Genomic DNA, 25,200 nt, shown 5'->3' on the forward strand with positions numbered 1-25,200 from the left:
GCCCCATACACGCCCTTGCGCTGCATCTCCACCATTTACGGATTTGCGCCTGAGTGGATGCTTCACAGTCTCTTTACCATAGCGCGCTATTCAGGATGGCATGTTTGAGGGGCACATCAACAGGAAGTCTTTCGTCGACGGACGCGAAAGCGAGGTTTTGCAGCGGTTTCGCTGGACCGAGCTCGTCGCGCGCCTAGAGGCGACTCGCGAACTGCGGGCCGAACTCGCCAAGGGTTCGGTCGGCGGGTTCGAAGCCTTCGGCGAAGTTCGGCGTGAAAATTGCGAAAATGGTAAAAGCGCCATTAACCACGCTGATTTAGTGCATGGCAAAGTAGCTGGGCTAAACCCTGCTCGAGCCGCAAATGGTGCGGTGCATGGCGACAAAGAGAAATAGATGATCGAGAACCAGGACATCCGCCCTGCACAGGTAATCGGCCCGCTTGGCGAGCCGCTCACCTTGAAGGACCTTCCGTCGCCCAAGACGAAGCGCTGGGTCGTGCGCCGCAAGGCCGAGGTGGTGGCTGCCGTCAATGGCGGGCTGCTGACCATCGACGAAGTTCTCGAACGCTATGGGCTCACGCTGGAAGAGTTCGCTTCCTGGCAGCGGGCAGTCGATCGGTCCGGCATGCAGGGCCTGCGGGTCACGCGGATCCAGCACTACCGCGATCTATACGAGCGCCAGTTCAAGTACTGAGCGGTTCCGACTGCGGGAACCAATCCCGAATCCATTCGCTTTCCGACTATCCCCGCTCCGCAATGCGGCGTGGGGTTCTTCCGTCATTTTGCCTCTTTCGAGGGGAGGGCGACGGCAAATAGCAGGAGGAAATACAATGGGTTGGATTATCGCACTTATCGTCGGTGGTATTGCCGGCTGGCTCGCAAGCCTCGTCATGAACCGTGATGCCTCGATGGGCATTTTCTGGAACATCGTAGTCGGCTGCGTGGGTTCGGTCCTCGGTAACCTGATCGCCGGCCCGCTGCTCGGCGTTTCGGGCAGCGTCCAGGAATTTTCGGTGACCGGTCTCATCATTGCAGTCGTCGGCGCAGTCGTACTGCTCGGCATTGCCAACCTCGTCCAGCGTGGCCGGGTCCGGTAAAACCGACTACATTAAGAGCTTAAAACGGGGCGGCGGGGAAACCTGCCGCCCTTTTTCGTGCCCGTTCGTCAGGCAGGGTCGCCTATTCATAGAGTGCGCCATTGCTCTCATCGAAGCACGCTCGTAGGGCGGAAACGCGCAGTCTTGCGCATTGTGATTTACTCGACTAATACAGTGGCCGAGTAAACAGGTTGTGACCGACCGGGGCGAACGAATGAATTACGAGACCGAAATCAAATCCGACCTTGGTGATGCCTCGAACGTAAAGTTCGCAGAGCAGGGCGGTTTCGCGCGCCTCACGACCGGCAAGGCCCGCTGGGTCATTGCTGTTGTTCTCGCACTAGCGGCAATCATCGGCGGGTATATGCTGATGTCGGGCGGTGAAACGGCTGCCGACGACGACCGCGATGCGCAGGCGCCGTCGATTAGCGTCATCGCTCCGGGTCGTACGACTGTCACTGGCGAAATCACGGCCACCGGCACGCTTGCCGCGCGCCGTTCCATGCCGGTTGGCGTTGTCGGCGAAGGCGGTCGTGTCGTTTCGGTACCTGTCGAGCAGGGCAGCTGGGTGCGCCAGGGCCAAGTGCTGGCGGTAATCGATCGCTCGGTCCAGACGCAGCAGGCACAGAGCGCCGCAGCACAGATCCAGGTCGCCCAAGCCGATGCCAATCTGGCGCAGGCCAATCTGGACCGCGCATTGCAACTGGTGGAGCGCGGGTTTGTTTCCAAGGCCGATGTCGATCGCCTGACCGCCACTCGCGATGCGGCCGTGGCCCGGGTTCGCGTGGCACAGGCCTCGCTGCGCGAACTGCAGGCCCGCAATGCGCGCCTCAACATCGTCGCACCCAGTGCCGGCCTGATCCTCGAACGCAATGTTGAGCCAGGCCAGACCGTCAGCGGCGGCTCTCCGCCGCTTTTCCTGATCGCCAAGGGCGGCGAAATGGAAATGCTGGCACGCCTTAGCGAGACCGATCTTGCGCGCCTGTCACCGGGCGAGTCCGCAGAAGTGACGCCCGCGGGGTCCGCCAAGACGTTCTCGGGCCAGATCTGGCAGCTTGCTCCGACCATCGACGCGCAGGATCGCCAGGGAACGGCGCGCATTGCGCTTCCCTATGCGCCCGAACTGCGACCAGGCGGCTTCGCTACTGCAACTATTTCTAGCGGCACGCTGGTGGCTCCGATCCTTCCGGAAAGCGCGGTGCTCTCCGATAGCGAAGGTGATTACGTCTACATCATCGACAACGAGAACAAGGCTGTTCGGCGCAGCGTGACGACCGGTGAGGTAACCTCGAAGGGCATCGTGATCGCAGAAGGCCTGACCGGATCCGAGAAAGTCGTACTGAGGGCCGGCGGCTTCCTGACCGAAGGCGAAACCGTCGTGCCGGAGCTGGTCAAGCAGGGCGGAGAGTAAGCGCGTGAATTTCCGCAACATCTCGGCGTGGTCGATCCGTAACCCGGTCATCCCCCTGGTTGCATTCACGGCTCTCCTGCTGGCTGGCCTGATCAGCTTCAGGTTCATGGATGTCGTGAACAATCCGGATATCGAATTTCCTGCGGTCAACGTCACGATCTCGCAGCCCGGCGCTGCGCCGACGGAGATCGAGAACCAGATCACGCAGCGCGTTGAATCCGCAGTGCGCTCCATCAATGGTGTGGCATCGCTCAATTCGACGGCGCGCGAGGGTAGCTCGAATACCTTCATCGAATTCGAGATCGGAACTGATCCGAACGATGCGGTCGCGGAAGTAAAGAACGCGGTCGACCAGGTCCGCGGTAGCCTGCCTGACGGCATCCTCGAGCCGAGGATCACCAAGGAAGAAATTTCCGGCGGTTTCCTCGCGATCTACGCTGTCGAAGCGGACGATATGACGATCGAGGGTCTTAGCTGGTTCATCGACGATACCGTCGCGAAGCAGCTGCTCGGCATCGAAGGCATGGCGGAGGTCAATCGCTTCGGCGGCGTCAATCGCGAGATCGAGGTCATACTCGACCTTCCACGCATGCAGGCGCTTGGCGTAACTGCCAGCCAGATCAACGGCGTGCTCAGGCAGAACAATCTCGATGCGGCTGGCGGGATGGCTGAAGTCGGCGGCACGCGTCAGTCGGTTCGTGTCCTTGGCAGCAATGCCAGCGCTTTCGAGCTGGGCGAGCGGCAAATCCAGCTCGGTGGCGGACGCACGGTCAAGCTTTCCGATGTGGCTACAGTGCGCGACGGCTTTTCCGAACGCACTTCGATCAGCAAGGTGCGCGAGAAGGAAGTCGTCAACTTCGCGATGTCCCGCGCCAAGGGTGCTTCCGACGTCACAGTGTTCGAAGAAGCCCTGGTGAAAATCGAAGAGATCGAAGCCGCCAACCCGGGCGTGAAATTCATTCCTCTCTTCAACACCGTCAAATACACAAAGAACCAGTACGACAGCGCTATGGCTGCCATGATCGAAGGCGCGATCCTGGCAGTGGTGGTCGTATTCTTCTTCTTGCGTGACTGGCGCGCGACGGCGATTTCGGCTGTTGCGATCCCGCTCTCCGCCATCCCCACGTTCTGGTTCATGGACCTGCTCGGGTTCAACCTGAACCAATTATCGCTGCTTGCGCTTGCGCTTGTGGCAGGGGTTCTGGTCGACGACGCAATCGTCGAGATCGAGAATATCGTGCGGCATATGCGCATGGGCAAGAGTGCCTATCAGGCGTCGATCGATGCGGCAGACGAAATCGGGCTGCCGGTTGTGGCGACCAGTTTCTGCATCGTCGCAGTCTTCTTCCCGGTCGGCGCGATGCCCGGCATTTCGGGGCAGTTCTTCAAGAATTTTGGCTTCACCGTGGTTGTAGCCGTGCTTATGTCGCTGGCTGTGGCGCGCATGATCACACCGATGCTTGCGGCGTATTTCCTCAAGGCCAAGGGCCAGCAGTCGCATGGCGAAGGCCCGATGATGGACCGGTACATGGGCGTCCTGCGCTGGTCGCTTGACCGGGGCAAGATGTACGCGGCGCGCGAAGGCGTTGAGAGCCCCCGGCGCCGGTGGCTTTATGCGATCGGCCTCCTGTGCGTCGTTCTGCTTACCCTGACATTCTCCGCCTTTGCGACCTTCACGGTGTCGGGCATGCTTTCCGGGCTTGAGCTGGTTGACGCCGTTGTCGGCGCGGACGACGGCTTCTTTGCCGGTCTGGTTTCGCGCTTGATCGAGTTCGTGCAGTTGATTGCATCGCTCGGCGCTGGTTTCCTGGCGATCCTTGCCTTGTTTGCTCTGCTCGGCCTGGTCGTGCGCTTCTGCGGCCAGAATATACGCGACGGCTGGCAATATATGCGCGCCCGCTTCCTCGATCACCGCATCTGGATGCTTGGGGTCGGCTATTTCTCCCTTCTTCTGACCATCCTGCTCTTCTCCATTACCCCGGCCCAGTTCCAGCCAGTCATCGACGATGAAAACAGCCGCGTCGAAATCGAGATGGTGCCCGGCACCACGCTCGAGACGACCGAACGCGTCGTCGACCAGGTTGCCGACATTCTCTACGAGCAGCAGGAAGTCGAACTTGCTCTTGAGCGTGTGCGTGAAGGACAGGCGACGCTCTATATAACCCTGCGACCTGACCGCGAGCGCACCTCGATCGAGTTCGAGCGCGCAATTGCGCCGATCTTCGCACAGATCCCCGATGCGCGCGTACGGTTCGCGTCGCAATCCGGTGGCTTCGGTTCCGGCCGCGATATGACCGTCATGCTCGCTGGCTCGGACCCGGAACTTCTGAACGAGACCGCGGCTACCCTCGTGGAGCAGATGAAGGGCATCGACATGCTGGTCGCGCCGCGCATCAGTGCCGATATCAACCGCCCTGAAATCCTGATCACGCCGCGTGACAACATCGCTGCCGAATTGGGCGTTTCCACAATCGCGCTTAGCCAGACGATCCGCATCGCCACGATGGGCGAGATCGAACAGAACGCGGCGAAGTTCTCGCTCTCCGATCGCCAGATCCCGATTACGGTGAAGCTGCCGGAGCAATCGCGCGAGAACCTCGACACGATCAAGAACCTTCCCGTACAGACGGCCTCGGGCGGTTCTGTGCCCCTGTCACGCGTTGCCGATGTTTCGTTCGGCTCAGGCCCCACGGCTATCCAGCGTTACAATCAGAACCGCCGCGTCCTGGTGGGTGCGGACCTCGCCCAAGGTGTGGTGAAAGGCGAAGCGCAGCAGGAAATCGACCAGCTGCCGATTCTCCAGAACCTGCCCCAGGGAGTGATCCGTGACGTTGTTGGTGAAGACGAATGGCAGCAGGAGCTGATCTCAAGCCTCATGATCGCGATCCTGTCGGGTGTATTGCTGGTGTTCGCCGTGCTTGTGCTTCTCTACAAGCGCTTGATGAGCCCGCTGGTCAACATGACCTCGCTGGCCCTGGCTCCGCTTGGAGGCATCCTGCTTGTCTGGATGTTCGGTCAGCCGCAATCCATGCCGGTCTATATCGGTATCCTGCTTTTGCTGGGTATCGTCTCCAAGAACTCCATCCTGTTGATCGACTTCGCTATCGAGGAGATGGATCGCGGCACACGCAAGCTGCACGCGATCATCGATGCCGGTCACAAGCGCGCACAGCCCATCGTGATGACAACAGTTGCGATGACCGCAGGCATGGTCCCGACCGCTCTGTCAGGCGTGCTAGGCTCTGGCGACGGAGCATGGCGTGCGCCCATGGGTACGATGGTCATCGGGGGCCTCATCCTGTCGACCGTACTGACGCTGCTGATCGTTCCGGCGGGATTCAGCCTGGCTGACGGCTTCGAAAAGCGAGCAGGGCCCTGGATGCGCAGGCGTTTCCTGACCTATCGCCCCGGCGATGATGGCAAGCCGGTTTCCGGTGGTGCACACGGAGAAGCCGGGATCGATCCGGCCGAGTGATCGTCGCCTGAATATGGCGGATGGATTGACTTCCCTTTCCGGAGCAAGAGCGGGACAGATTCCGCCCGATCGTGCGCGTGTGATGCGGCGTGCGGCAACCGGCATGCTCGTCTTGATGGCTGCGATATTCGTCTTGTCGGGGCGCTATCTTTCGGCCCATCCGGCATGGGGGTATCTCCACGCCTTTGCCGAAGCGGCAATGGTCGGCGGCCTGGCCGACTGGTTCGCCGTCACTGCGCTGTTCCGCCGCCCGCTCGGGCTGCCGATCCCGCACACCGCAATCATCCCCGAAAACAAGGATCGTATCGCCGACACAATGGCGGACTTCCTGCGCAGCAACTTCCTTACCGCGCAGGTGGTGGCGCGGCGGATGGGCACCATGAACCTTGCAGGTGCCGTCGGATCGTATCTGGCGGACCCGAAGGCCGCCCAGGACACGCGCATTCGCGCTGGGGCAGGGGACCTTGCCGTCGAAGTCCTTGAGTCGCTCGACCCGGACCGGTTGGGAACGCAGGTGCGAAGCGGGATTGCTGCGCAGATCGAGAAGCTCGAGATCGCGCCGCTGTTGGGCGGAATGCTAGATGCGATGATTGCCGACGGACGCCACAAGCCGCTGATCGACAAGATCATCCGCTGGGCGGGACTTGTCCTCGAAGACAACGAGACGCTTGTTCGGGACATGGTGCACAAGCGCGCCAACGCCGTCCTGCGCTTTACCGGCCTGGATGAGCGGCTCGCGAATTCGGTCATCGATGGCCTTTATAAGCTCCTTGCAGAAGTGCTCGTCGATCCGGAGCACCCGCTTCGCGACAAGATCGAGGAAGGGCTTGAAGAACTCGCCAAGGGCCTGCGCGAGGATCCGGAAATGCAGGAACGGGTCGAGCGGTTGAAGAGCGAGCTCCTCACCAATCCCGCGATTGCGGACTGGTGGCAGGGTGTCTGGGAAAGAATTCGTGCTCGCCTTATTCGTTCGATCAAGGAATCGGGTGGGGCCGGACCGTCGTACCTGGGGGAGACTCTCGGCGAGCTCGGCGCTGCCCTGCGCGACGACGAGCGGCTGCAAATGCAGATCAATCGCTTCGCTCGCCGAACAGCGGTCGGCATTGCGACGCGCTACGGCGACCAGATCGTGCAATTGGTATCCGAAACGGTGCGGCGCTGGGATGCAACGACCCTCACCGAACGCGTGGAAGGCGCAGTCGGCCGTGACCTCCAATTTATTCGCATCAACGGGACGCTGGTGGGCGGATTGGTGGGCGTTACCCTCCATGCCGGGAGCCAACTGCTAAGGTGGATGTGAGCGCCTCAGCCTGCCTTGAAGTCTACCGTCAGGTTCCAGTATGAGGGCACTCTATCGCCTTGGTCATTGAGTGCAGGCTCGAATCTGGCCCGTCTCATCAGAGCAAGGCATAGGGCATCCTCGAACATCTGGGGCACCGTCGAATCCTTGATCTGGCAGAACGTGGCTCGCCCTGCTGTGCCCACTGTCAGTCTTACGGCGATCCGGGCGCCCATGCCGTACTTCTGCATCAGGCCGGGGTAATCGCTGGACTGTACCCAGCTGCCCTGATCCAGGGGCACCGCTCCTTGGGCAACTCTTCCCCCCTTCTCCGTGGAAAGGAAGGTCTTTTCCAGTGCTTCCGCACACTGGTCGATAGCTTCGCTCAGCTCAGAAAGCCCACCCGTCTCGAGGCGAAATCGTTTCAGACCGGCGCGTTCGATCTGTAGAAATTCGATGGCGGCCAAGCGCTCGGCGTCCAGTGTTTCCACGATGAAGCTGCCATCGGCAGCTCTTTCCGCCGGGGCGAACCGCACGCCGTAAAGAACCAGCGCGGCTTCCCCAGCACGTGTCTTTGCAGAGATGTAATTGCGCCCACTTGGCTTTTCTTCCGGCCCGAACTGAATGCTTACCAAAGGCCCAAGAGTGTTTCGTACCGCGTTGCCGATAATCGTCATGTTGAAGGCGTCGTCGCTACCACCATGCTCAAAAACGAGCTTGGCAGTATCGTCTTCATGCGTGAATTGTCTTCGCGCTACGCATCTGTCGGTTTGTCGCTCAACCGACCACTCGGTCGACGGCTGATAGATTTTCGCATTATCTTGCGCTGAAGTGTTGGTAGCCGATGCCGCCAAAGCGACCGCAAGTATTCCGTAAATCGATGATCGCATCATTATATCCGTATCGGTGTTGAAAAGCCGGGACGGTTGACCGTCAAGGCGCGTTCCCGCGCATGCGATAGATGACACGCGTCGTGTAATAGGTTTCTACAGGAGTACCGTCGAGTTTTCGGGCCGGCTCTATCTCCGCATCCGATTTAAAGATCGTGCAGGGGTGGCGCCTCATGTCGAAGCCTTTCGCCAGCGTTTGGTCAATGAGGGCGCATTCCTTTACATCGCCATCCACGCCAACGGTCAGCCGCATGTGAAAGTCGGCTTGTGCACCCTTGCGCAGGGCTTCGCGCGGATACTCCCGCTGGATCCGCGCCGCGACTTCCGCAAGATTGATAATGGTTGGTGGAGTGGCGATCGTCCGCTGCTCTTCCAAATCGAAACCCCAGGATTCGACCAGATTTTCCATGCAGTAGTTCAGAGCCGCCAAGGGCTTTTCCATGGAACCCAGGCGAAGGGCAAGGGTCTGAGATCCCCTCTGCGAAATGGTCAGAGTTTCGATCTCGGCACTCTTTGCCGAATCCATCGCGTGGATTGCGCGCGGATTGGCTGCCCAGTCATAACCCTCTTCTCCGGGGAGGGGGTGGGCGTGAGCGGCAACCGTGCTCTTGCCGGTGACGACAGCCCCATAGTCGCCGAGCGTCCCGCCGGTGAAACGAAACTCGTCCGCATCGCCATCAGGTCCGAAGGCAAACGATGTTTCCTGGTTGGTCCGGATCTTCCGTACGTCAGGTCCGGCGACTGCCCAGTGAGCGGAGACCGAAGGGTTCCATTGGTCGAGAATGAATACCGTCTTCCCCGCGTCAGCGCCGAACAGGCGGGCTAGGCGGCATTTGTGTTCGCCCATGTCGAGCTGCCACGGACCCAGTGGCAGGAGCAATTCCGCCTCGGACTCCTTCGCCATGGCGGGACTGGGAAGCCCCATTGTCGACGCAATTACGACAAGCACTAATATCGATATGCGACCAAGCATAGAAAACCCCTTCGCCACGATCATGTAGCGAAGGGGTCAAGAATACAAGTAACTACTATACTTAGAGCTTGTCGGTCAGTTCAGGGACTGCCTTGAACAAATCCGCCACGAGCCCGATGTCGGCGACCTGGAAGATCGGTGCGTCCTCATCCTTGTTGATGGCGATGATGGTCTTGGAATCCTTCATACCCGCTAGGTGCTGGATCGCGCCCGAGATGCCAATCGCGATGTAGACTTCCGGAGCGACGATCTTGCCGGTTTGGCCGACCTGGTAGTCGTTCGGAACGTAGCCCGCGTCGACCGCGGCACGCGATGCACCGATGCCCGCGCCGAGCTTGTCGGCGAGGGGGGTGATGATCTGTTCGAAAGTCTCGCCATCCTTGAGCGCGCGGCCGCCCGAAACGATAACCTTTGCGCTGGTCAGTTCGGGGCGATCGCTTTCGGCGATCTCGGCGCTCACAAAGCTGGACAGGCCAGCATCGGCAGGGCCGGAAATTTCCTCGATCGTGCCGCTGCCACCTTCGGTCGCCGCCTTGTCGAAGGCGGTGCCGCGAACGGTGATGACGAGCTTCGCATCGGAAGATTCGACTGTCGCAATCGCATTGCCGGCATAGATCGGGCGGGTGAAGGTCTTGTCGCCTTCTACCGACAGGATGTCCGAAATCTGCATCACGTCGAGCAGGGCTGCGACGCGCGGTGCGATGTTCTTGCCGGTGGTGGTGGCGGGCGCGACGAAAGCGTCGTGGTGGCCCATCTGATCGGCGATCAGCGGGGCGACGTTTTCGGGAAGGGCGTGCTCGTAAGCCGCATCGTCGGCGAGGTGGACCTTGCCCACACCAGCGACCTTTGCAGCCTGTTCGGCCACTGCGCGGCAGCCCGAACCTGCGACCAGCAGGTGGACTTCGCCCAGCTTGCTGGCGGCAGTGACCGCAGCCAGCGTTGCGTCCTTCATCTCGGCATTGTCGTGTTCGACCCAGACGAGAGTTTTCATAAGTCTATTCCTTTCGAAGTCCGGGGTCTTACGCGATGCCGAGCGCTTTGATCTTGGCGACCAGCGCATCGACGTCCTCGACCTTTTCACCAGCCTGGCGAACCGGCGGTTCGGAGACATTGGTGGTCTTGAGGCGCGGCGCGGTGTCGACGCCGTAATCGGACGGGCTCTTGGTATCGAGCGGCTTCTTCTTCGCCTTCATGATGTTAGGCAGCGAGGCATAACGCGGCTCGTTCAGGCGGAGGTCGGTTGTGACGATGGCCGGAAGCGTGAGCTTCACGGTTTCGAGACCGCCATCGACTTCGCGCTTCACAACGACGCTGTCGCCATCGACTTCAACGGTGTTGGCGAAGGTGCCCTGCGGACGGCCCATGAGGGCTGCGAGCATCTGGCCGGTCTGGTTCGAATCGTCGTCGATCGCCTGCTTGCCAAGCATCACGATCCCCGGGGTTTCTTCCTCGGCAATCGCCTTGAGGATCTTGGCGACGGCGAGCGGTTCGACTTCATCGTCGGTTTCGACGAGGATCGCGCGGTCCGCACCCATGGCGAGCGCAGTACGAAGCGTTTCCTGCGCCTTAGCCGGGCCGATCGAAACGGCGACGATTTCTTCTGCCTTGCCGGCTTCCTTGAGGCGGATCGCCTCTTCGACGGCGATTTCGTCGAAGGGGTTCATGCTCATCTTTACGTTCGCCAGGTCCACGCCCGAGCCATCGGCCTTCACGCGGGGTTTGACGTTGTAATCGATCACCCGCTTGACGGGGACGAGGATTTTCATGCGAGTTACCTTCCTCTCGATAGAAACTGTGGCGCCCACCTAGCTTGCGTTTACGTAAACGTCAAGTTGGGTGAGGCCGTAATCTGGCTGGCCTCTCCGGCTCCCTCGCCCGCAGGAATGCGCAGGTCAAGCGCGCCGCAGCAGTCTTCTTTACTATGGTTGGCGGGGCGAATAGTTTCGCGTGTCAGACAGGAGGTTTGCGATGCGCGGCTGGACGATGATTGCAGGGGCCCTGGCATTGCTGGCATCACCTGTTGCCGCGCAGGAAACGCGCGTCGCGCCGGAAGATCATGCGCCGCCTCCCGCCACGCTGGAAAAGATGGACTGGCTGGTCGGTCAGTGGATTGGCACAGGTATTGGCGGGGCGCCTGCCATGGAGAGCTGGCTGCCCCCGAGCGGTGGCACCATGATCGGCAGCTTCGTGCAGGAAACCGACGAGGGCGCGATCCGCTTCACCGAGCATCTCTACCTGATGGAAGAAGAGGGGACGCTGGTCCTGCGCCTGAAGCACTTCAACGCCGACCTCACCGGCTGGGAAGAGAAAGACGGCATGCTGACCTTCCGCCTGATCGCGGTGGAGGACTGCGCGGCCTATTTCCATGGGCTCACCTTGCGCTGCGATGGCGAACAAGGCCTACTTGCGGCCGTGCGCATGAAAAGCGCAGGCGAGAAGCTCTCCGAACTCGTCTTTCGCTTCCGGCGCGCGGGCGACACGGCGATTCCCGATTGTGCGAAATACGAGACCACGTCCTATTCGACATGTTTCGCGCTGGCTCTCGACCAAGAGCAAGGCACTCGGCAGGAGCTGGCCGATGCCTATCGCACCGAATTGGCAGATGGCCGGGCGGCGACCAGCGCCTTCGACAAAAGCGAACAGGCCTTCGACGCCTACCTCCTGGCCGAATGCGGCGAGGGGGCAGATGCCGAAAGCCTGCTGTGTCAGTACCAGCTCACACGTGACCGAAACCGGTCGCTTCGCGCAAACTGGTTGGTGCCCTAGCCCCAGGGCAGCGATTTAAGCCGCCTTCTTCACCTCTGCCACGATCTTGCGGGCGGCATCGCCCAGATCGTCTGCCGGAACGATCGGCAGGCCCGAGTTGGCGAGGATTTCCTTGCCCTTCTCGACATTGGTGCCTTCGAGGCGGACCACCAGCGGAACGTCCAGTTCGACTTCCTTGGCCGCAACCACGATGCCTTCTGCGATGGTGTCGCAGCGCATGATGCCGCCGAAGATGTTGACGAGGATACCCTCGACCGCCGGGTCCTTGAGGATGATCTTGAACGCTGCGGTGACCTTCTCGGTCGTCGCGCCGCCGCCTACGTCGAGGAAGTTCGCCGGGAAGGCGCCGTTGAGCTTGATGATATCCATCGTTGCCATGGCGAGGCCTGCGCCGTTGACCATGCAGCCGATGTTACCGTCGAGCTTGATATAGGCGAGGTCGTATTCGCTGGCTTCGACTTCGGCCGGGTCTTCCTCGGTCTCGTCTCGCATGGCCTCAACGTCCTTGTGACGATAGAGGGCGTTGCCGTCGAAGCTCATCTTGGTGTCGAGGACGAGCAGGTTGCCGTCCTTGTCTTCGACCAGCGGATTGATCTCGAGCATTTCCATGTCGAGGTCCATGAATGCGGTGTAGAGCTGCTTGGCGAGCTTCTGGCACTGCTTGTTGGTGTCGCCCGTCAGCTTCAGGGCGAAGGCCACCGCGCGGCCGTGGTGGGGCATGAAGCCCTGGGCCGGGTCGATGGTGATCGTGGTGATCTTCTCGGGCGTCTCATGCGCGACATCCTCGATGTCCATGCCGCCTTCGGTCGATGCGATCATGGCGACCTGGCCGCTGGCGCGGTCGACGAGCATCGAGAGATAGTATTCGTGCGCAATGTCGACGCCATCGGTCACGTAGAGGCGATTGACCTGCTTGCCTTCGTCACCGGTCTGGATCGTGACCAGCGTGTTGCCGAGCATTTCCTTCGCGTTCGCTTCGACATCCTCGATGCTTTTCGAAAGGCGCACGCCGCCCTTCGCGTCGGGGCCGAGTTCCTTGAACTTGCCCTTGCCGCGGCCACCAGCGTGTATCTGCGCCTTCACCACGTAAAGCGGGCCCGGGAGCTGCTTGGCGCCTGCGACCGCCTCTTCGACGGTGAGTGCTGCATGGCCCGCAGGAACGGCGATGCCGTATTTCGCGAGCAGTTCCTTGGCCTGGTATTCGTGGATGTTCATTTCGGGCTTTCGTCCTTCGCGTTTGGCGCGGCTGGAGGGAATCGTGTTGCGCGGGTCGCATAAGCATGTCTGGCCCCGCTTGAAAAGTGCGACTTTCGGGTGCAGGGGCGCTTCGCATCCATGATCGACGCAAAGCGACTCGAATCGATCGTCTCCGAAGCAGGGCGCATCGCGCTGGACCTCTGGCCCGGCGCGGGCAATGACGTGCGCACCTGGGAGAAGACCCCGGGCAGTCCGGTGTGCGAAGCCGATCTTGCCGTCGACGCCTTCCTCAAGCGCGAGCTGGGTGCCCTGTTGCCGGCTGCGGGCTGGCTTTCGGAAGAGACAGTCGACGATCCCGCACGCCTCGATCGCGACCTTATCTGGCTCGTGGATCCTATCGACGGAACGCGCGACTTCATTCGCGGTCGACCCGGCTGGGCGGTGTCCGTAGCCCTGATCAGCGCGGGAAGGCCCCTGATCGGCTCGCTCTGCGCACCCGCGCGAAATGAAGTGTGGCAGGCTACGGCAGGTCAGGGCTCCTGGAGGAACGGCAAGAAACTCACCTCTTCCAAACGCGAGGAATTTTCCGGTGCCCGCGTGCCGGCAGCGGACCTGATGAAGCAGGACCAGATGCTGGAGAAGGTCTACCAACCCAACTCGATCGCGCTTCGCATGGCCATGGTCGCGTCGGACGAGGCCGACCTGGTCGCGACATTGCGCTGGGGTTTCGAATGGGACATCGCGGCGGCGGCGCTCATTGCCCGCGAAGCCGGCGCGGCGGTTTCGGACGCTTTCGGCCGGAAGCTCAACTATAACAAGAGGGATCCCCGCGAGTTCGGGATGGTGGTGAGCGCACCCGGCATCCATTCCGCGACGGTGGCACACCTGGCCGACCGCGCGTCCAGCCTAGCTTCGAAATAGCTACCCAACAAAAAAGGGACCGGACGTTGGCCCGGTCCCTCTCCTGCGACTTTTCCGAAAGGCTCGGATTAGTTGCCCTGCTGGGCTGCTTCGACATCGTCTTGGTCGAACGGGATAATCTTGATTTCCACACGGCGGTTGAGCGGTTCGGCAACACCGTCCGCTGTCTGCACCGCGAGGTTGGTTTCGCCGAAGCCCATCCAGCGGATGCGCGAGGAGCTCACGCCGCGGCTGGTCAGGTAGTTCGCGACTGCCTGGGCGCGCTGTTCCGAAAGGCGCTGGTTGAAGTCGGAGGCACCGACTGTGTCGGTGTAGCCGTAGACGTCGATCAGGCTGTTCGGATATTGCACGAGATTCGCAGCGACACTGTCGAGCGTCTGGCGGAATGCGGAATTGATCGTCGCGCTGCCCGTGGCGAAGGTGACACCGTCCGGCAGGTTCACGAGGATAGCCTCGCCGCCGTCGACTTCGCTGACATCGACGCCAGAACCGGCAGTCTGCTCTTCGAGCTCCTTGATCTGCTGATCCATCTTGTAGCCGACATAGCCGCCGGCTGCTGCGCCGCCGGCCGCGCCGATGATACGACCGGTCTTGCCGCCGATAACGCCGCCGAGCAGGCCGCCGGCAACTGCGCCGCCGACACCGCCGAGTACGGTGCGCGAAATCTTCTTCTCACCCGTGTTCGGGTCTGTGACGCAGGCGGAGGTACCCATGAGGGCGACTGCCGAGAAACCTGCGAGGAAAATCCGTGATTTTTGCATAAAAAATATCCCCTTCTAGAGTTATGACGGCCAGCGGCTCCTTACGAGCCGTTGCCGACACGCCATGTGGGACGCGCCCACCAGCGCCTCTGAAAGTTCCAAACAAGTGAAACGGCCTAGTGTTCCGCGAAGCACTGGCATGCGCGATAATTTGTGCTAGCGCAGGAATGTGACACCCTTTCCCTGGACAGACCTGCTCATCATCGCCGGGCTCATTTTGCTCAATGGCGTTTTCGCCATGAGCGAACTCGCCATTGTTTCTGCGCGCACCGGACGGTTGCAGAGCGCAGCTCAGCAAGGCAGCGCCGGCGCAAAGTCCGCCATCGCGCTGGCGGCAGATCCCGGCAAGTTCCTCTCTACCGTGCAGATCGGCATCACCCTGGTCGGCATCATCGCCGGCGCATATTCCGGTGCCAGCCTGGGCGGGCCTGTCGGCGAGCGTCTCGCAGCGATAGGGCTGCCGGCGGATTGGGCGCCCGAAGTCGGGTTCGCGCTGGTCATTGCGCTCACGACCTATTTCAGCCTCGTTATCGGCGAACTGGTACCCAAACAGATTGCGCTGCGCGCCGCCGTGCCGATCGCGACTGCGATGGCGTTGCCAATGGCGTTCGTCGCAAAGGTCGCCGCGCCGCTGGTCTGGCTGCTCGATACCTCTTCCAGCCTCATCATCCGCCTGCTCGGCGTGCGCCCTGCGGGCCAAAGCGCGGTGACGGCGGAAGAGCTGCACATGCTTTTCGCCGAGGCCACGCGTAGCGGCGTGATCGAACATGAGCAGCACCAGATGCTATCCGGAGTGGTCCGTCTGGCGGAGCGGCCCGTCCGCGAGGTGATGACGCCGCGAACAGAAATCGACTGGATCGATATTGGTGCCGACGAAGAAGCGATTACGGCTTTGCTGGCGGAAAGCCCGCATTCGGTATTGCCGGTCGCCGACGGTTCGCCGGACAAGGTTCTGGGCCTCGTGAGGGTGCGGGAGATCCTGGCGGCGCAGGTGGCAGGTGGGCCGGTAGTCCTGCATGATCTTCTTCGTAAAGCGGAGGTCGTTCCCGATCAGCTCGACGCGGTGGACGCCCTGCGTGTGTTGCAGCAAGCCGATATCGCCATGGCGATGGTCCATGACGAATATGGTCATCTCGACGGGATAGTGACACCCGTCGACCTGTTGACGGCCATCGTCGGCGATTTTGCCAGCGACCAGGATCCGGGCGATTCGCCGGGCATCGTGGAGCGTGCGGATGGCTCGCTTCTGGTGTCGGGCTCGCTCAGCGCCGATGCGCTCGCTGACAGGCTGGGCCTCGAATACGGTGAGGGTCGGGAATTCGCGACCGTAGCGGGCTATGTCCTTGCGGTGCTGAAAAAGCTCCCCGCCGAGGGCGAGTGGTTCGAAGAACAGGGCTGGCGCTTCGAAGTCGTCGACCTCGACGAACGCCGGATCGACAAGCTCCTGGTCAGCGCACTCAGCGCCGCTAAGCCCTCGGAGGAGGACGACGGCTGAAGCATCCCTAACCGGGAAGCCTGATTAGCCCGGGATTACGGCCTGTGCGGTCGCGCCGTCGCCTTCGGGTGCAGCCACGATATCGCGAGTGACACTGCCCTTGGCGACCGTATTGGTGCCTTCGCTGCCGACGAGGCTGCGAATGCCCGGCTCCGCAGAACCGGCACGGTCGAGGACCGAAGTTTCGACCGAGCTACGTGCAGCCGGACCACCGAACAGGGCTTCGAGAGCTTGCTCTGCAGCGGTGCCTTCAGCCGGGCGCGGGGCGCCGGGTGCCGGCGGGACGAGATTGAAGTCCGGCGGAACGACCAGCGGAGCCTGGCGCTGCACGGCAAATTCGTCGGGACGTTCGCGATTGAGGAAACCGCCGCTGCCACAGGCTGCGAGCGTGCTTGCGGCGGCGCTCACCAGGGCGATGCGAGTGAAGGTATTCATGTATTGCTCTCCGCGGCGTCTGCCGTCTTGCCGTCCATCATGTCGTCGACTTCCTTGTCGCTCATGAAGAACGCGCGGGCAAGGATGATTACGACGCCGATGGTGATAGCGGCATCTGCGATGTTGAAAATAAGGAAGGGGCGAAAATCCCCGATATGGAAATCGGCATAATCGAGGACGTAACCGAGTTGGTAGCGATCCTTGATGTTCCCCAGCGCGCCACCAAGGATCAGCGACAGGCCAAGGATGTCGCCAAGCAGCTTTTCACGGAACATCCAGACCGTGACGAGCAGCGCAATCAGCGCGGTCACGCCAACGAGGAGCCAACGCGTTTCCGGACTGGTCGCCTCGAACATGCCGAGAGACACACCATAATTGTGTATGCGGTAAAAGTCGAAGAACGGCAGCAGATCCATCTTGTCATGCTGGCTTTTCAGGCCGAGCGGGCCGTCGACCCACCACTTCACGACCTGGTCAGCCGCATAGATCGCAAAGGCGATTGCCACGCCGATCAGGCGATTGCGCAGAGCCGGGGTCATTCGCCCGCACTCCCTGCGGCGTCCATCTGTTCGATTACGTCGTCACAGCGATCGCACAGCGCGCCGTCCTCGGAAACCGAGGGCAGCAGGCGCCAGCAGCGGCCGCATTTGGATTCGCCGGTTCGAGTGACAGTCACCGTGTCGCTATCGCCGCGCGTCACTGACGCGGTGATGAACAGTTCGGCGAGGTCTTCGTCGCTGAAGCCTTCGGGAACTGCACCGGCAGGCACGACGACGTCGGCTTCGAGGCTGGAGCGGATCGTCTTGTCGCGGCGCAGCGGTTCGATCGCTTCGGTCACACGCTCGCGCAGCTCGCGCAGTTTGCCCCAGCGTGCGCCATCGGCAGTTACGCCGGGTACTGCAGGCCAGTCGAGAAGGTGTATGCTGCCGCCATCGGGGTAGCGCGTGGTCCAGGCCTCTTCCGCCGTGAACACCAGCACCGGCGCGGCGTAGCGAACCAGCGAATGGAACAGGAGGTCGAGCACGGTGCGATAGGCATTGCGCTTCGTGCTGTCCGGCCCGTCGCAATAGAGCACGTCCTTGCGGATATCGAAATAGAACGCCGACAGGTCCTCGTTGCAGAAATCGACCAGCAGGCGCGTATAGGTATTGTAGTCGTAGCTTTCGAGCGCCGCCTTCAGCTTGCCGTCCAGATCGGCCAGCAGCGCAAGGACGTAGACTTCCAGCTCTGGGATTTCTCCCGCATCGCCCATGTCGCCGACGAAACCGTCGAGCGCGCCGAGGAGGTAACGGAAGGTGTTCCGCAGGCGGCGGTACTGGTCGCCCACGCCTTTCAGGATCTCATCGCCGATGCGGTGGTCTTCGGTGAAATCGACCGAAAGCGCCCAGAGGCGGATGATGTCCGCGCCGTACTGCTCCATGACCTTCAGTGGGTCGATGGTGTTGCCGAGGCTCTTCGACATCTTCTTGCCGTCGCTCGCCATGGTGAAGCCGTGGGTGAGCACCGCGTCATAGGGCGCGCGGCCGCGGGTGGCAGAGCTTTCGAGCAGGCTCGACTGGAACCAGCCGCGATGCTGGTCGCTGCCTTCCAGATAAAGATCGGCGGGCCAGCGCAAGTCGGGCCAGCGACCGCTTTCCAGCGTGAAGGCGTGGGTGCAGCCCGAATCGAACCAGACGTCGAGAATGTCGGTGACCATCTCGAATTCGTTCGGATCGTGGTCCGCCCCGAGGAATTCCGCCTTGCGGCTTTCGTCCCAGGCATCGACGCCCTGCTGCTTGATCGCCTCGACCACGCGGGCGTTGACCGCCGGGTCCTGCAGATAGGTTCCGTCGGCCCTAACGAAGAGCGTGATCGGCACGCCCCATGCGCGCTGGCGGGAGAGCACCCAGTCGGGACGGCCCTCGACCATCGATCCGATCCGGCGACGGCCTTTCTCGGGGTAGAATTTCACCCGCTCGATTTCGCGCATGGCAATTTCGCGCAAGGTGGAGTGGTCCTTGCTCGTGGCCATGGCGATGGCCGCGCCGAAGCCTTCGGGCACAGCGACGTCGAAGTCGCCCGTGTCGAGCGGCTTGTCCATCGGCACGAACCATTGCGGCGTGCAGCGATAGATGACCTTGGCCTTCGAACGCCACGAATGCGGATAGGAGTGCGCGTAATCGTCGCTCGCCGAAAGCAGCGCGCCTGCTTCGCGCAGGTCCGAACAGATCGGCCCGTCAGGCGCGTTGAAGGCCTTGTTGATGACCGCGCGGCGGCGCTCGTCGGATGCGCCGAGCCATTCCCAGTCGTCGCGATAGCGCCCGTCGCCCATGACCGCGAAGACCGGCTCGATGCCGTGTTCGCGGCAGAGCAGGAAGTCGTCCTCGCCATGGTCGGGCGACATATGGACGAGGCCCGTACCGCTGTCGGTGGTGACGAAATCGCCCGCGAGCAGGGGGCGGGGGTTGGCGTAGAACCCGCCAAGGTGGTGCATCGGGTGACGCGCGAGCATTCCAGCTAGGTCTGCGCCTTTGATCGTGGTCAAAGGAAGAAGATACACCTCGCGGTCTTCCCCGCAGGCTTTAGCCAAACGCCTCTCCAATTCCCCTTTCAGAGCAGTAGCGATCAAAAATTTGTCGCCAATGCGATCAGCAAATGGATGGGTGGCGAACTTCGCCTCTTGCTGGGCCTTGATCGTTTCATCATCACCAATCGACGATGCGGCGAGTGCGAGCGAGAAAATCCCGTACTCGACCTCCGGCCCATAGGCCAAAGCCTGGTTCACCGGGATGGTCCACGGCGTGGTGGTCCAGATCACCGCATGCGCGCCGACCAGTTCCTCGATCGGCGATTCCACGATCTCGAACGCCACGTCGATCTGGGTCGAGGTGATGTCCTCGTACTCGACCTCGGCCTCGGCCAGCGCGGTTTCCTCAACCGGCGACCACATCACCGGCTTCGATCCGCGATAGAGGTTTCCGGCCTCGGCGAATTTCATCAGCTCGGCAACAATGGTCGCCTCGCTTTCGAACTGCATGGTGAGATAGGGATTGTCGAAATCCGCCATCAGGCCGAGGCGCTTCAATTGTTCGCGCTGAACATCGACCCATTTCTGCGCATAGGCGCGGCATTCGGCGCGGAATTCGCTGGCCGGAATAGCGTTCTTGTCGCGCTTCTTCTTGCGGAACTGTTCCTCGACCTTCCACTCGATCGGCAGGCCATGGCAGTCCCAGCCGGGCACGAAGGGCGCGTCCTTGCCGAGCAGCGTCTGGCTGCGCACGACCATGTCCTTGAGGATACGGTTCAGCGCATGGCCGATATGCATGTCGCCATTGGCGTAGGGCGGGCCGTCATGGAGGATGAACTTCTCGCGGCCTTCGCGGGCTTTGCGCAGCTGCTGGTAGAGGTTTTCGTCCTGCCAGCGCGCAAGGATTTTCGGCTCCTTCTGGGGGAGGCCGGCCTTCATGGGAAAATCGGTCTTCGGCAGGAAGACCGTGTCTTTATAGTCGCGCTGTTCAGTCATTGCCGCGCGCGCTTAGTAGATGGCGCGCTTCCAAGCAATCTTTCTCCATCTGTGAGGTGAGCGCCTCGATCGAATCGAACTTCGCCTCGCCGCGCAAAAAGTGATGGAAGGCCACTTCGATTTCCTGGCCATAAAGGTCGCCGGAAAAATCGAAGAAATAGGGTTCGAGCAATTCCTTGGGCGGTTCGAACTGCGGACGCACCCCGATATTTGCTGCGCCGAGAAGCTCCTGCCCGGTCGAAAGGAGGCGGCCGGTTACCGCGTAAATCCCGTATTTCGGGCGCAGGTAGTGCTCGATCGACAGGTTCGCGGTGGGATAACCGATGGTTCGTCCGCGTTTGTCGCCATGCTCCACGATCCCGCGGATCGCGAAGGGGCGGGTGAGCAGGCGCGCGGCCTCCTGCGGGTCGCCGTCACGCAGCGCGTCGCGTACGCGGCTGGAAGAAACCGGCTTCCCGCCGTCGAGAATGGGTTGGGCGGCGCGCGCCTCGATCCCGACTTCCTTGCCGAGCGAGACGAGCTTGTCGAAATTGCCGCCACGTGCCTTGCCGAAGGTGAAATCCTCGCCGGTGACGACACCTGCGACGCCGAGATGATCGGCCAGCAGGACCGTCACGAAATCTTCTGCAGTCGTCCCGGCCAGCTCGCCGTCGAAATGGAACACCAGCATCGCGGTGGCACCTGCGGCGAGATAGAGCTCCTGCCGCTGCTCAAGCGTGGTCAGGCGAAAGGGCGGGGCGTCCGGCTTGAAATGGCGGACCGGGTGCGGGTCGAAGGTGGCGATGATCGAGGGGCGCCCCTCTGCGCGAGCCCAGTCGATCGCTTGCTTAGCGACAGCCTGGTGGCCGAGGTGGAAACCGTCGAAATTGCCCAGCGCAATGATTGCGCCGCGAAGGCTCTCGGGCAGCGGGTCTCTGTGGTCGAGAAATCTCACCGCGGCACCAACCCTTCGGCGATGACGCGCAACGCGTTTCCGCCCATTGCCGCGCGGATTTCCTCTTCGGAAAAACCTTCATCGAGCAGGGCCTGCGTGACCTGCGTCAGCTCAGACGTGTCGAAGCGCACGGTGACTGCGCCATCATAATCGCTGCCCAGCGCCACGTGTTCGATGCCGACGATGTCGCGGATATGCTTCATGGCCTTGGCTGCGGCGCGAGGAGAGGTGTAGCAGACGGCGCCCTCCCAATAGCCGACGCCGATTATTCCGCCGGTCGCAGCGACACCGCGAATTTCCTCGTCCGTCAGGTTGCGGTTGACGTCACAGGTTGCCTGCACGCCGCCATGGCTCGAGACGACGGGGCGGGTCGCCATGGCAAGAATTTCCGAAACGCACTGATGGCTGCAATGCGCAATATCGACGATCATTCCCATCGCCTCCATCCGCTTCACGGTTTCGCGGCCCATCTCGGTCAGGCCGCCTTTTTCGAGACCATGCATCGAACCGGCCAGTTCATTGTCGAAGAAATGCGTGAGCCCCGCCATGCGCATTCCTGCGGCGTATAATACTTCAAGATTGCCGATGTCGCCCTCGAGGCTTTGCAGGCCTTCGGCACTGAACAGGACGCCGATGCCATTGTTCTTGATCGCGCGGCGTCCGAGCAGCCCGGCGACGTCATCTCGGCGGCGGATCGACACGAGCTGGTTGCCGGAACCTTCGACCGCCCGGTCCAGCTTTTGCGCATGGTACAGGGATCGTTCGAGCAAGCTTCCCCAGGTCCTCACCGGCTGGAGCTGCGCGATCACGAGTGGCGTGATGTTGTCGCTATCCGCGCCATTGGCGTCGTAATTCTGCCCGCGCGGTGTCTTGGTGACGCTGGAGAAAATCTGCAATGCGACGTTGCCTTGCTGCAGGCGCGGAAGGTCGACATGCCCCCGGTCGCTGCGATCCAGCAGATCGCGGTCCCACAAGAGCGTGTCGGAATGCAGGTCGACAATAGTGAGGCTTTCGTGAAGCGCTCGCGCTTCGTCGGACACCGCGATCAAGGGCTGGCCATCGACCTTGTTCATGTCCCGCTCGAGCATTGCTGGTGCGAATGCGAAGAACCCTGCGATCGCCAGCAGCACGACGACGACGAGACCGATGAGGATGCGCCGCTTCATTCGCAATGCTCGTAGGTCAGGAAGGAATAGGCAGGCGTCTCTTCTTCGGCAGAGAAATCCTCACGCCCCGCGATCTCCCATTCCGGGCCGAGCGGGGGCATGAAGACATCGCCATCGAAATCCTGATGTATCTGCGTCAATTCCACCCTGTGCGAAAGGGGCAGGAAAACGTCGAAAATCGCTGCTCCGCCGATGACGGCAGCGCCATCGCCCGCGGTCGCAATCGCCTCTTCAACGGAGCGCACTACTTCTGCACCCGTAGAATCCCAACGTTCCTTTCGAGTCAGAACGATGTGGCGGCGGCCGGGCAAGAGACCGGGTAGGCTTTCGAACGTCTTGCGGCCCATGATCATCGGCCGCCCCATGGTGAGCGCCTTGAACCGCTTAAGATCGGCTGGCAGGTGCCAGGGCAAGGTGCCGTCCTTGCCGATCGCGCCATTGGCGGCGCGCGCATAGATGCAAAACAGGCTCATGCGCGGGACAGGCGGGTCAGGTGACCCATCTTGCGCCCCTCGCGAATTTCCGATTTGCCATAGTCGTGCAGGTGGGCATCGGCTTCTGCAAGAAACGCGTGCGCACCCGCGATATCACTGCCGAGGATGTTGCGCATCTCGACCGCCTCGGCCGTGGTGCGTGTGTCGCCGAGAGGTAGCCCTGCTACTGCCCTGATATGGTTCTCGAACTGGCTGGTGGCCGCGCCCTCGATTGTCCAATGACCAGAATTGTGCACGCGCGGGGCCATTTCGTTGAAGATCGGGCCTTCGTGAGTAGCGAAAAATTCCAGCGTCAGCACGCCGACATAGCCCAGGGCATCGGCAACGTGACCGGCCAGCTTCCGCGCTGCGTCCACCTGTGGTTCGACCGCGTCTCCGGCCGGTAGGTAGGAGGCGGAAAGGACACCGCCTTCGTGGACGTTTCGCGAGCTGTCCCAGAAGCGAATTTCACCATCTCGGGCGCGCACGAGGATGACCGAAAATTCGGCATCGAATTCGACGAAGCCCTCGTAGATCCCGGGGACATCGGGAAGCTTGAGCGCGGCGGCATCGCGGCCCGACATGATACGCCACTGGCCCTTGCCGTCATAGCCGTCGCGACGGGTCTTCACGATGCCGGGCGCGCCAAGCCGGTCGGTCGCCGCTTCGAGATCGCTCTGGGAATCGATCTTCGCATAGGCCGCTGGCCTGCCGCCAAGCCCCTCGACGAAACGCTTTTCATTGAGCCGGTCCTGCGCAGTTTCAAGCGCCTTGGGGTCGGGAAAGATTGTGCCGGGCGCGAACGTGCGGGCAGTCTCGACCGGCACGTTCTCGAATTCCCAAGTGACGAGGTCGCAACGTGCGGCGAATGCCGCCAGAGCAGCTTGGTCGTCCCAGCAGTTGGTGAAAAATTCCTCGCACACTTCGGCGGCCACATTGTCGCCTTCCGGCGAATAGCCGATGCAGCGATATCCAAGCTGGGTTGCGGCGACCGCCATCATCCGGCCGAGCTGCCCCCCTCCCAGGATGCCGATGGTGGAGCCCCTCTCCAGCATCAGTCGTGCGGCCGCTCGGTTACCGCATCGCTGCGCGCCTGCCGCCAGGCCTTGAGCCGTTCGCCGAGGTCTGCGTCCGTGTTCGCGAGAATTGCTGCTGCGAACAGGCCGGCGTTGGTGGCCCCCGCTTCGCCGATGGCAAGGGTGCCCACCGGAATGCCGGCCGGCATCTGGACGATCGAGAGCAGGCTGTCCTCGCCCGAAAGCGCCCTCGACTGAACCGGAACGCCAAGTACGGGGACGTGGGTCAGTGCCGCAATCATTCCGGGCAAGTGGGCAGCGCCTCCCGCCCCCGCGATAATGACCTGAAAGCCGGCTGCGTCAGCGCCCTTGGCAAAATCATACATCCGATCCGGTGTGCGATGTGCGGAGACGATCCGCACATCCGTTTCGACGCCGAGTTCATCCAGCACCTCGGCGGCGCAGGTCATGGTCTTCCAGTCCGACTGGCTACCCATGACGATTGCGACCTTTGCCCCCATGATCAACTGTCCTTCAGATAATAGCGTTCGCCCGACACCTGCGTCCCGTCGAATTCGTAGATGATTGGCTGGCCAGTCGGAATTTCCAAGCCGGTGATCTCGTCGTCGGAAATACCGGACAGGTGCTTGACCAATGCGCGCAAGCTGTTGCCGTGAGCCGAGATGATGACCGTCTCGCCCTTGCCCAGCTGCGGGAGAATGGCTTTTTCCCAGTAAGGGAGCACACGCTCGATCGTCAGCTTGAGGCTTTCGGTGCGCGGCACTTCGATACCGGCGTAGCGGGGGTCGTCCGACAGATCGAACTTGCTGCCCGGCTCGAGTTCGGGAGGCGGAACGTCGAAGCTGCGGCGCCAGATGTGAACCTGTTCGTCACCGTGCTTGTCGCGCGTTTCCTGCTTGTTGAGGCCTGTCAGCCCGCCATAGTGACGCTCGTTGAGGTGCCAGTCGCGCGTCACCGGGATCCAGAGGCGGTCGCACGCTTCGAGCGCGATATTGAGCGTCTTGATCGCGCGCTTCTGGACGGATGTGAACGCGGTGGTGGGCAGAACGCCCTTCGCTTTCATCAGCTCACCGGCTTCGCGCGCTTCGGTTTCGCCCTTTTCGGTGAGGTCGACATCCCACCAGCCGGTGAACCGGTTGGCGAGGTTCCACTCGCTCTGGCCGTGACGGACGAGGATCAGCTTGGACATGGGCGCTCCCTGTTTCCCTAGGAGCACTGCGCGTTAGCGGTCTGTGTCGGGCTTGGAAACCCCGTCCGCATCCGATTCGCGGATTTCACGCGCCTGTCCCTTGCGGCGACGCAAATTCTCGCGAAGTTTCGCAGCGAGCCGCTCTTCGCGGCTCATCTTGTCGTTCGGTTGGGTCATCGCGCAATCCTTTTGCGAAATT

Annotated in this window: 25 protein-coding genes; 9 read left to right on the forward strand and 16 right to left on the reverse strand. The window is 61.8% G+C overall.

Annotation, left to right across the window (positions count from 1 at the left end):
* The first annotated feature begins 100 nt into the window (after window positions 1-100).
* From CVE41_RS07840 to CVE41_RS07865, 6 genes are all read left to right on the forward strand, one after another.
* Window positions 101-394, forward strand: a complete 294-nt coding sequence (locus CVE41_RS07840; RefSeq protein WP_100260147.1) for a hypothetical protein — start codon at window positions 101-103, stop codon at window positions 392-394.
* Entirely contained in the window at window positions 395-694 is a 300-nt protein-coding gene (sciP, locus tag CVE41_RS07845; protein WP_090477161.1) for a CtrA inhibitor SciP, read from the forward strand.
* A 136-nt stretch (window positions 695-830) separates the two neighbouring features.
* Complete coding sequence (locus tag CVE41_RS07850) at window positions 831-1,097, forward strand: GlsB/YeaQ/YmgE family stress response membrane protein (protein ID WP_100260148.1); 267 nt, start codon at window positions 831-833, stop codon at window positions 1,095-1,097.
* Between the two features lie 214 nt (window positions 1,098-1,311).
* Complete coding sequence (locus tag CVE41_RS07855) at window positions 1,312-2,508, forward strand: efflux RND transporter periplasmic adaptor subunit (protein ID WP_100261436.1); 1,197 nt, start codon at window positions 1,312-1,314, stop codon at window positions 2,506-2,508.
* 4 nt (window positions 2,509-2,512) lie between these two features.
* A complete protein-coding gene (locus tag CVE41_RS07860) occupies window positions 2,513-5,983 on the forward strand; it encodes an efflux RND transporter permease subunit (protein WP_100260149.1) in 3,471 nt (1,156 codons plus the stop codon).
* Between the two features lie 82 nt (window positions 5,984-6,065).
* A complete protein-coding gene (locus CVE41_RS07865) occupies window positions 6,066-7,283 on the forward strand; it encodes a DUF445 domain-containing protein (RefSeq protein WP_100260150.1) in 1,218 nt (405 codons plus the stop codon).
* 5 nt (window positions 7,284-7,288) lie between these two features.
* Here the strand turns inward: CVE41_RS07865 and CVE41_RS07870 are convergent, their stop codons facing one another.
* From CVE41_RS07870 to CVE41_RS07885, 4 genes are all read right to left on the reverse strand, one after another.
* A complete protein-coding gene (locus CVE41_RS07870) occupies window positions 7,289-8,155 on the reverse strand; it encodes a TonB family protein (RefSeq protein WP_100260151.1) in 867 nt (288 codons plus the stop codon).
* 40 nt (window positions 8,156-8,195) lie between these two features.
* Window positions 8,196-9,056: a hypothetical protein gene (locus CVE41_RS07875; protein ID WP_157799443.1), complete on the reverse strand. Its 861-nt coding sequence runs from the start codon at window positions 9,054-9,056 to the stop codon at window positions 8,196-8,198.
* Window positions 9,057-9,186: 130 nt separating this feature from the next.
* Complete coding sequence (locus CVE41_RS07880; protein WP_100260153.1) at window positions 9,187-10,116, reverse strand: electron transfer flavoprotein subunit alpha/FixB family protein; 930 nt, start codon at window positions 10,114-10,116, stop codon at window positions 9,187-9,189.
* Between the two features lie 28 nt (window positions 10,117-10,144).
* On the reverse strand, window positions 10,145-10,891 hold the full coding sequence (locus CVE41_RS07885; protein WP_100260154.1) for an electron transfer flavoprotein subunit beta/FixA family protein: 747 nt from the start codon (window positions 10,889-10,891) through the stop codon (window positions 10,145-10,147).
* A gap of 202 nt (window positions 10,892-11,093) precedes the next feature.
* Here CVE41_RS07885 and CVE41_RS14885 point away from each other — a divergent pair, with 202 nt between their 5' ends.
* The gene (locus CVE41_RS14885) at window positions 11,094-11,891 is read left to right on the forward strand and encodes a DUF6265 family protein (protein ID WP_232725596.1); all 798 of its coding nucleotides are present in this window, start codon (window positions 11,094-11,096) and stop codon (window positions 11,889-11,891) included.
* A 15-nt stretch (window positions 11,892-11,906) separates the two neighbouring features.
* On the opposite strand, the gene sucC is transcribed toward CVE41_RS14885, so the two are convergent.
* A complete protein-coding gene (sucC, locus tag CVE41_RS07895) occupies window positions 11,907-13,106 on the reverse strand; it encodes an ADP-forming succinate--CoA ligase subunit beta (RefSeq protein WP_100260155.1) in 1,200 nt (399 codons plus the stop codon).
* A gap of 120 nt (window positions 13,107-13,226) precedes the next feature.
* On the opposite strand from sucC, the gene CVE41_RS07900 reads away from it, so the two are divergent.
* Window positions 13,227-14,009 carry a 3'(2'),5'-bisphosphate nucleotidase CysQ gene (locus tag CVE41_RS07900; protein WP_100261437.1) on the forward strand — a complete coding sequence of 261 codons (783 nt, stop codon included), beginning with the start codon at window positions 13,227-13,229 and terminating at the stop codon, window positions 14,007-14,009.
* Window positions 14,010-14,077: 68 nt separating this feature from the next.
* Here the strand turns inward: CVE41_RS07900 and CVE41_RS07905 are convergent, their stop codons facing one another.
* Window positions 14,078-14,770 carry an OmpA family protein gene (locus CVE41_RS07905; protein ID WP_100260156.1) on the reverse strand — a complete coding sequence of 231 codons (693 nt, stop codon included), beginning with the start codon at window positions 14,768-14,770 and terminating at the stop codon, window positions 14,078-14,080.
* 169 nt (window positions 14,771-14,939) lie between these two features.
* Here CVE41_RS07905 and CVE41_RS07910 point away from each other — a divergent pair, with 169 nt between their 5' ends.
* Window positions 14,940-16,265 (forward strand): hemolysin family protein, encoded by a 1,326-nt coding sequence (locus CVE41_RS07910; RefSeq protein WP_100260157.1) that lies wholly within the window; start codon window positions 14,940-14,942, stop codon window positions 16,263-16,265.
* 24 nt (window positions 16,266-16,289) lie between these two features.
* Here CVE41_RS07910 and CVE41_RS07915 read toward each other — a convergent pair whose 3' ends face one another.
* Genes CVE41_RS07915 through CVE41_RS14745 form a run of 10 tightly spaced genes read right to left on the reverse strand, consistent with a single transcriptional unit; the run spans window position 16,290 to window position 25,178 of the window.
* Window positions 16,290-16,700: a DUF3035 domain-containing protein gene (locus CVE41_RS07915; protein WP_100260158.1), complete on the reverse strand. Its 411-nt coding sequence runs from the start codon at window positions 16,698-16,700 to the stop codon at window positions 16,290-16,292.
* Window positions 16,697-17,239 carry a signal peptidase II gene (lspA, locus tag CVE41_RS07920; protein ID WP_198507623.1) on the reverse strand — a complete coding sequence of 181 codons (543 nt, stop codon included), beginning with the start codon at window positions 17,237-17,239 and terminating at the stop codon, window positions 16,697-16,699. The genes CVE41_RS07915 and lspA overlap by 4 nt, the downstream gene beginning before the upstream one ends.
* Window positions 17,236-20,202: an isoleucine--tRNA ligase gene (ileS, locus tag CVE41_RS07925; protein ID WP_100260159.1), complete on the reverse strand. Its 2,967-nt coding sequence runs from the start codon at window positions 20,200-20,202 to the stop codon at window positions 17,236-17,238. Before ileS ends, lspA begins: the two co-directional genes overlap by 4 nt.
* A complete protein-coding gene (locus CVE41_RS07930) occupies window positions 20,195-21,136 on the reverse strand; it encodes a bifunctional riboflavin kinase/FAD synthetase (protein WP_100260160.1) in 942 nt (313 codons plus the stop codon). Before CVE41_RS07930 ends, ileS begins: the two co-directional genes overlap by 8 nt.
* Window positions 21,133-22,302, reverse strand: a complete 1,170-nt coding sequence (locus tag CVE41_RS07935; protein WP_100260161.1) for a dipeptidase — start codon at window positions 22,300-22,302, stop codon at window positions 21,133-21,135. Before CVE41_RS07935 ends, CVE41_RS07930 begins: the two co-directional genes overlap by 4 nt.
* Window positions 22,299-22,775 carry a dihydrofolate reductase gene (locus CVE41_RS07940; RefSeq protein WP_100260162.1) on the reverse strand — a complete coding sequence of 159 codons (477 nt, stop codon included), beginning with the start codon at window positions 22,773-22,775 and terminating at the stop codon, window positions 22,299-22,301. Before CVE41_RS07940 ends, CVE41_RS07935 begins: the two co-directional genes overlap by 4 nt.
* Window positions 22,772-23,830, reverse strand: a complete 1,059-nt coding sequence (locus CVE41_RS07945) for a 5-(carboxyamino)imidazole ribonucleotide synthase (protein ID WP_100260163.1) — start codon at window positions 23,828-23,830, stop codon at window positions 22,772-22,774. Before CVE41_RS07945 ends, CVE41_RS07940 begins: the two co-directional genes overlap by 4 nt.
* Window positions 23,830-24,312 (reverse strand): 5-(carboxyamino)imidazole ribonucleotide mutase, encoded by a 483-nt coding sequence (gene purE, locus CVE41_RS07950; RefSeq protein ID WP_198507624.1) that lies wholly within the window; start codon window positions 24,310-24,312, stop codon window positions 23,830-23,832. The genes CVE41_RS07945 and purE overlap by 1 nt, the downstream gene beginning before the upstream one ends.
* 2 nt (window positions 24,313-24,314) lie before the next feature.
* On the reverse strand, window positions 24,315-25,001 hold the full coding sequence (gene gpmA, locus CVE41_RS07955) for a 2,3-diphosphoglycerate-dependent phosphoglycerate mutase (protein WP_100260164.1): 687 nt from the start codon (window positions 24,999-25,001) through the stop codon (window positions 24,315-24,317).
* Window positions 25,002-25,034: 33 nt separating this feature from the next.
* On the reverse strand, window positions 25,035-25,178 hold the full coding sequence (locus CVE41_RS14745) for a hypothetical protein (protein ID WP_198507625.1): 144 nt from the start codon (window positions 25,176-25,178) through the stop codon (window positions 25,035-25,037).
* Between the last annotated feature and the right edge of the window lie 22 nt (window positions 25,179-25,200).

It is taken from the genome of Qipengyuania seohaensis, from assembly GCF_002795865.1.
GTDB lineage: Bacteria > Pseudomonadota > Alphaproteobacteria > Sphingomonadales > Sphingomonadaceae > Qipengyuania > Qipengyuania seohaensis.

Excerpts from the sequence above, each read along its gene's own strand:
- purE (WP_198507624.1), bottom strand. The coding sequence starts at position 24,312 with ATGGGGGCAAAGGTCGCAATCGTCATGGGTAGCCAGTCGGACTGGAAG.
- ileS (WP_100260159.1), bottom strand. The coding sequence starts at position 20,202 with ATGACTGAACAGCGCGACTATAAAGACACGGTCTTCCTGCCGAAGACC.
- CVE41_RS07935 (WP_100260161.1), bottom strand. The coding sequence starts at position 22,302 with ATGAAGCGGCGCATCCTCATCGGTCTCGTCGTCGTCGTGCTGCTGGCG.
- CVE41_RS07900 (WP_100261437.1), top strand. The coding sequence starts at position 13,227 with ATGATCGACGCAAAGCGACTCGAATCGATCGTCTCCGAAGCAGGGCGC.
- CVE41_RS07915 (WP_100260158.1), bottom strand. The coding sequence starts at position 16,700 with ATGAATACCTTCACTCGCATCGCCCTGGTGAGCGCCGCCGCAAGCACG.
- CVE41_RS14745 (WP_198507625.1), bottom strand. The coding sequence starts at position 25,178 with ATGACCCAACCGAACGACAAGATGAGCCGCGAAGAGCGGCTCGCTGCG.
- CVE41_RS07840 (WP_100260147.1), top strand. The coding sequence starts at position 101 with ATGTTTGAGGGGCACATCAACAGGAAGTCTTTCGTCGACGGACGCGAA.
- CVE41_RS07875 (WP_157799443.1), bottom strand. The coding sequence starts at position 9,056 with ATGGCGAAGGAGTCCGAGGCGGAATTGCTCCTGCCACTGGGTCCGTGG.
- gpmA (WP_100260164.1), bottom strand. The coding sequence starts at position 25,001 with ATGTCCAAGCTGATCCTCGTCCGTCACGGCCAGAGCGAGTGGAACCTC.
- CVE41_RS07945 (WP_100260163.1), bottom strand. The coding sequence starts at position 23,830 with ATGCTGGAGAGGGGCTCCACCATCGGCATCCTGGGAGGGGGGCAGCTC.
- sucC (WP_100260155.1), bottom strand. The coding sequence starts at position 13,106 with ATGAACATCCACGAATACCAGGCCAAGGAACTGCTCGCGAAATACGGC.
- CVE41_RS07940 (WP_100260162.1), bottom strand. The coding sequence starts at position 22,775 with ATGAGCCTGTTTTGCATCTATGCGCGCGCCGCCAATGGCGCGATCGGC.
- CVE41_RS07855 (WP_100261436.1), top strand. The coding sequence starts at position 1,312 with ATGAATTACGAGACCGAAATCAAATCCGACCTTGGTGATGCCTCGAAC.
- CVE41_RS07870 (WP_100260151.1), bottom strand. The coding sequence starts at position 8,155 with ATGATGCGATCATCGATTTACGGAATACTTGCGGTCGCTTTGGCGGCA.
- CVE41_RS07885 (WP_100260154.1), bottom strand. The coding sequence starts at position 10,891 with ATGAAAATCCTCGTCCCCGTCAAGCGGGTGATCGATTACAACGTCAAA.
- CVE41_RS14885 (WP_232725596.1), top strand. The coding sequence starts at position 11,094 with ATGCGCGGCTGGACGATGATTGCAGGGGCCCTGGCATTGCTGGCATCA.
- CVE41_RS07880 (WP_100260153.1), bottom strand. The coding sequence starts at position 10,116 with ATGAAAACTCTCGTCTGGGTCGAACACGACAATGCCGAGATGAAGGAC.
- CVE41_RS07905 (WP_100260156.1), bottom strand. The coding sequence starts at position 14,770 with ATGCAAAAATCACGGATTTTCCTCGCAGGTTTCTCGGCAGTCGCCCTC.
- lspA (WP_198507623.1), bottom strand. The coding sequence starts at position 17,239 with ATGACCCCGGCTCTGCGCAATCGCCTGATCGGCGTGGCAATCGCCTTT.
- sciP (WP_090477161.1), top strand. The coding sequence starts at position 395 with ATGATCGAGAACCAGGACATCCGCCCTGCACAGGTAATCGGCCCGCTT.
- CVE41_RS07865 (WP_100260150.1), top strand. The coding sequence starts at position 6,066 with ATGCGGCGTGCGGCAACCGGCATGCTCGTCTTGATGGCTGCGATATTC.
- CVE41_RS07850 (WP_100260148.1), top strand. The coding sequence starts at position 831 with ATGGGTTGGATTATCGCACTTATCGTCGGTGGTATTGCCGGCTGGCTC.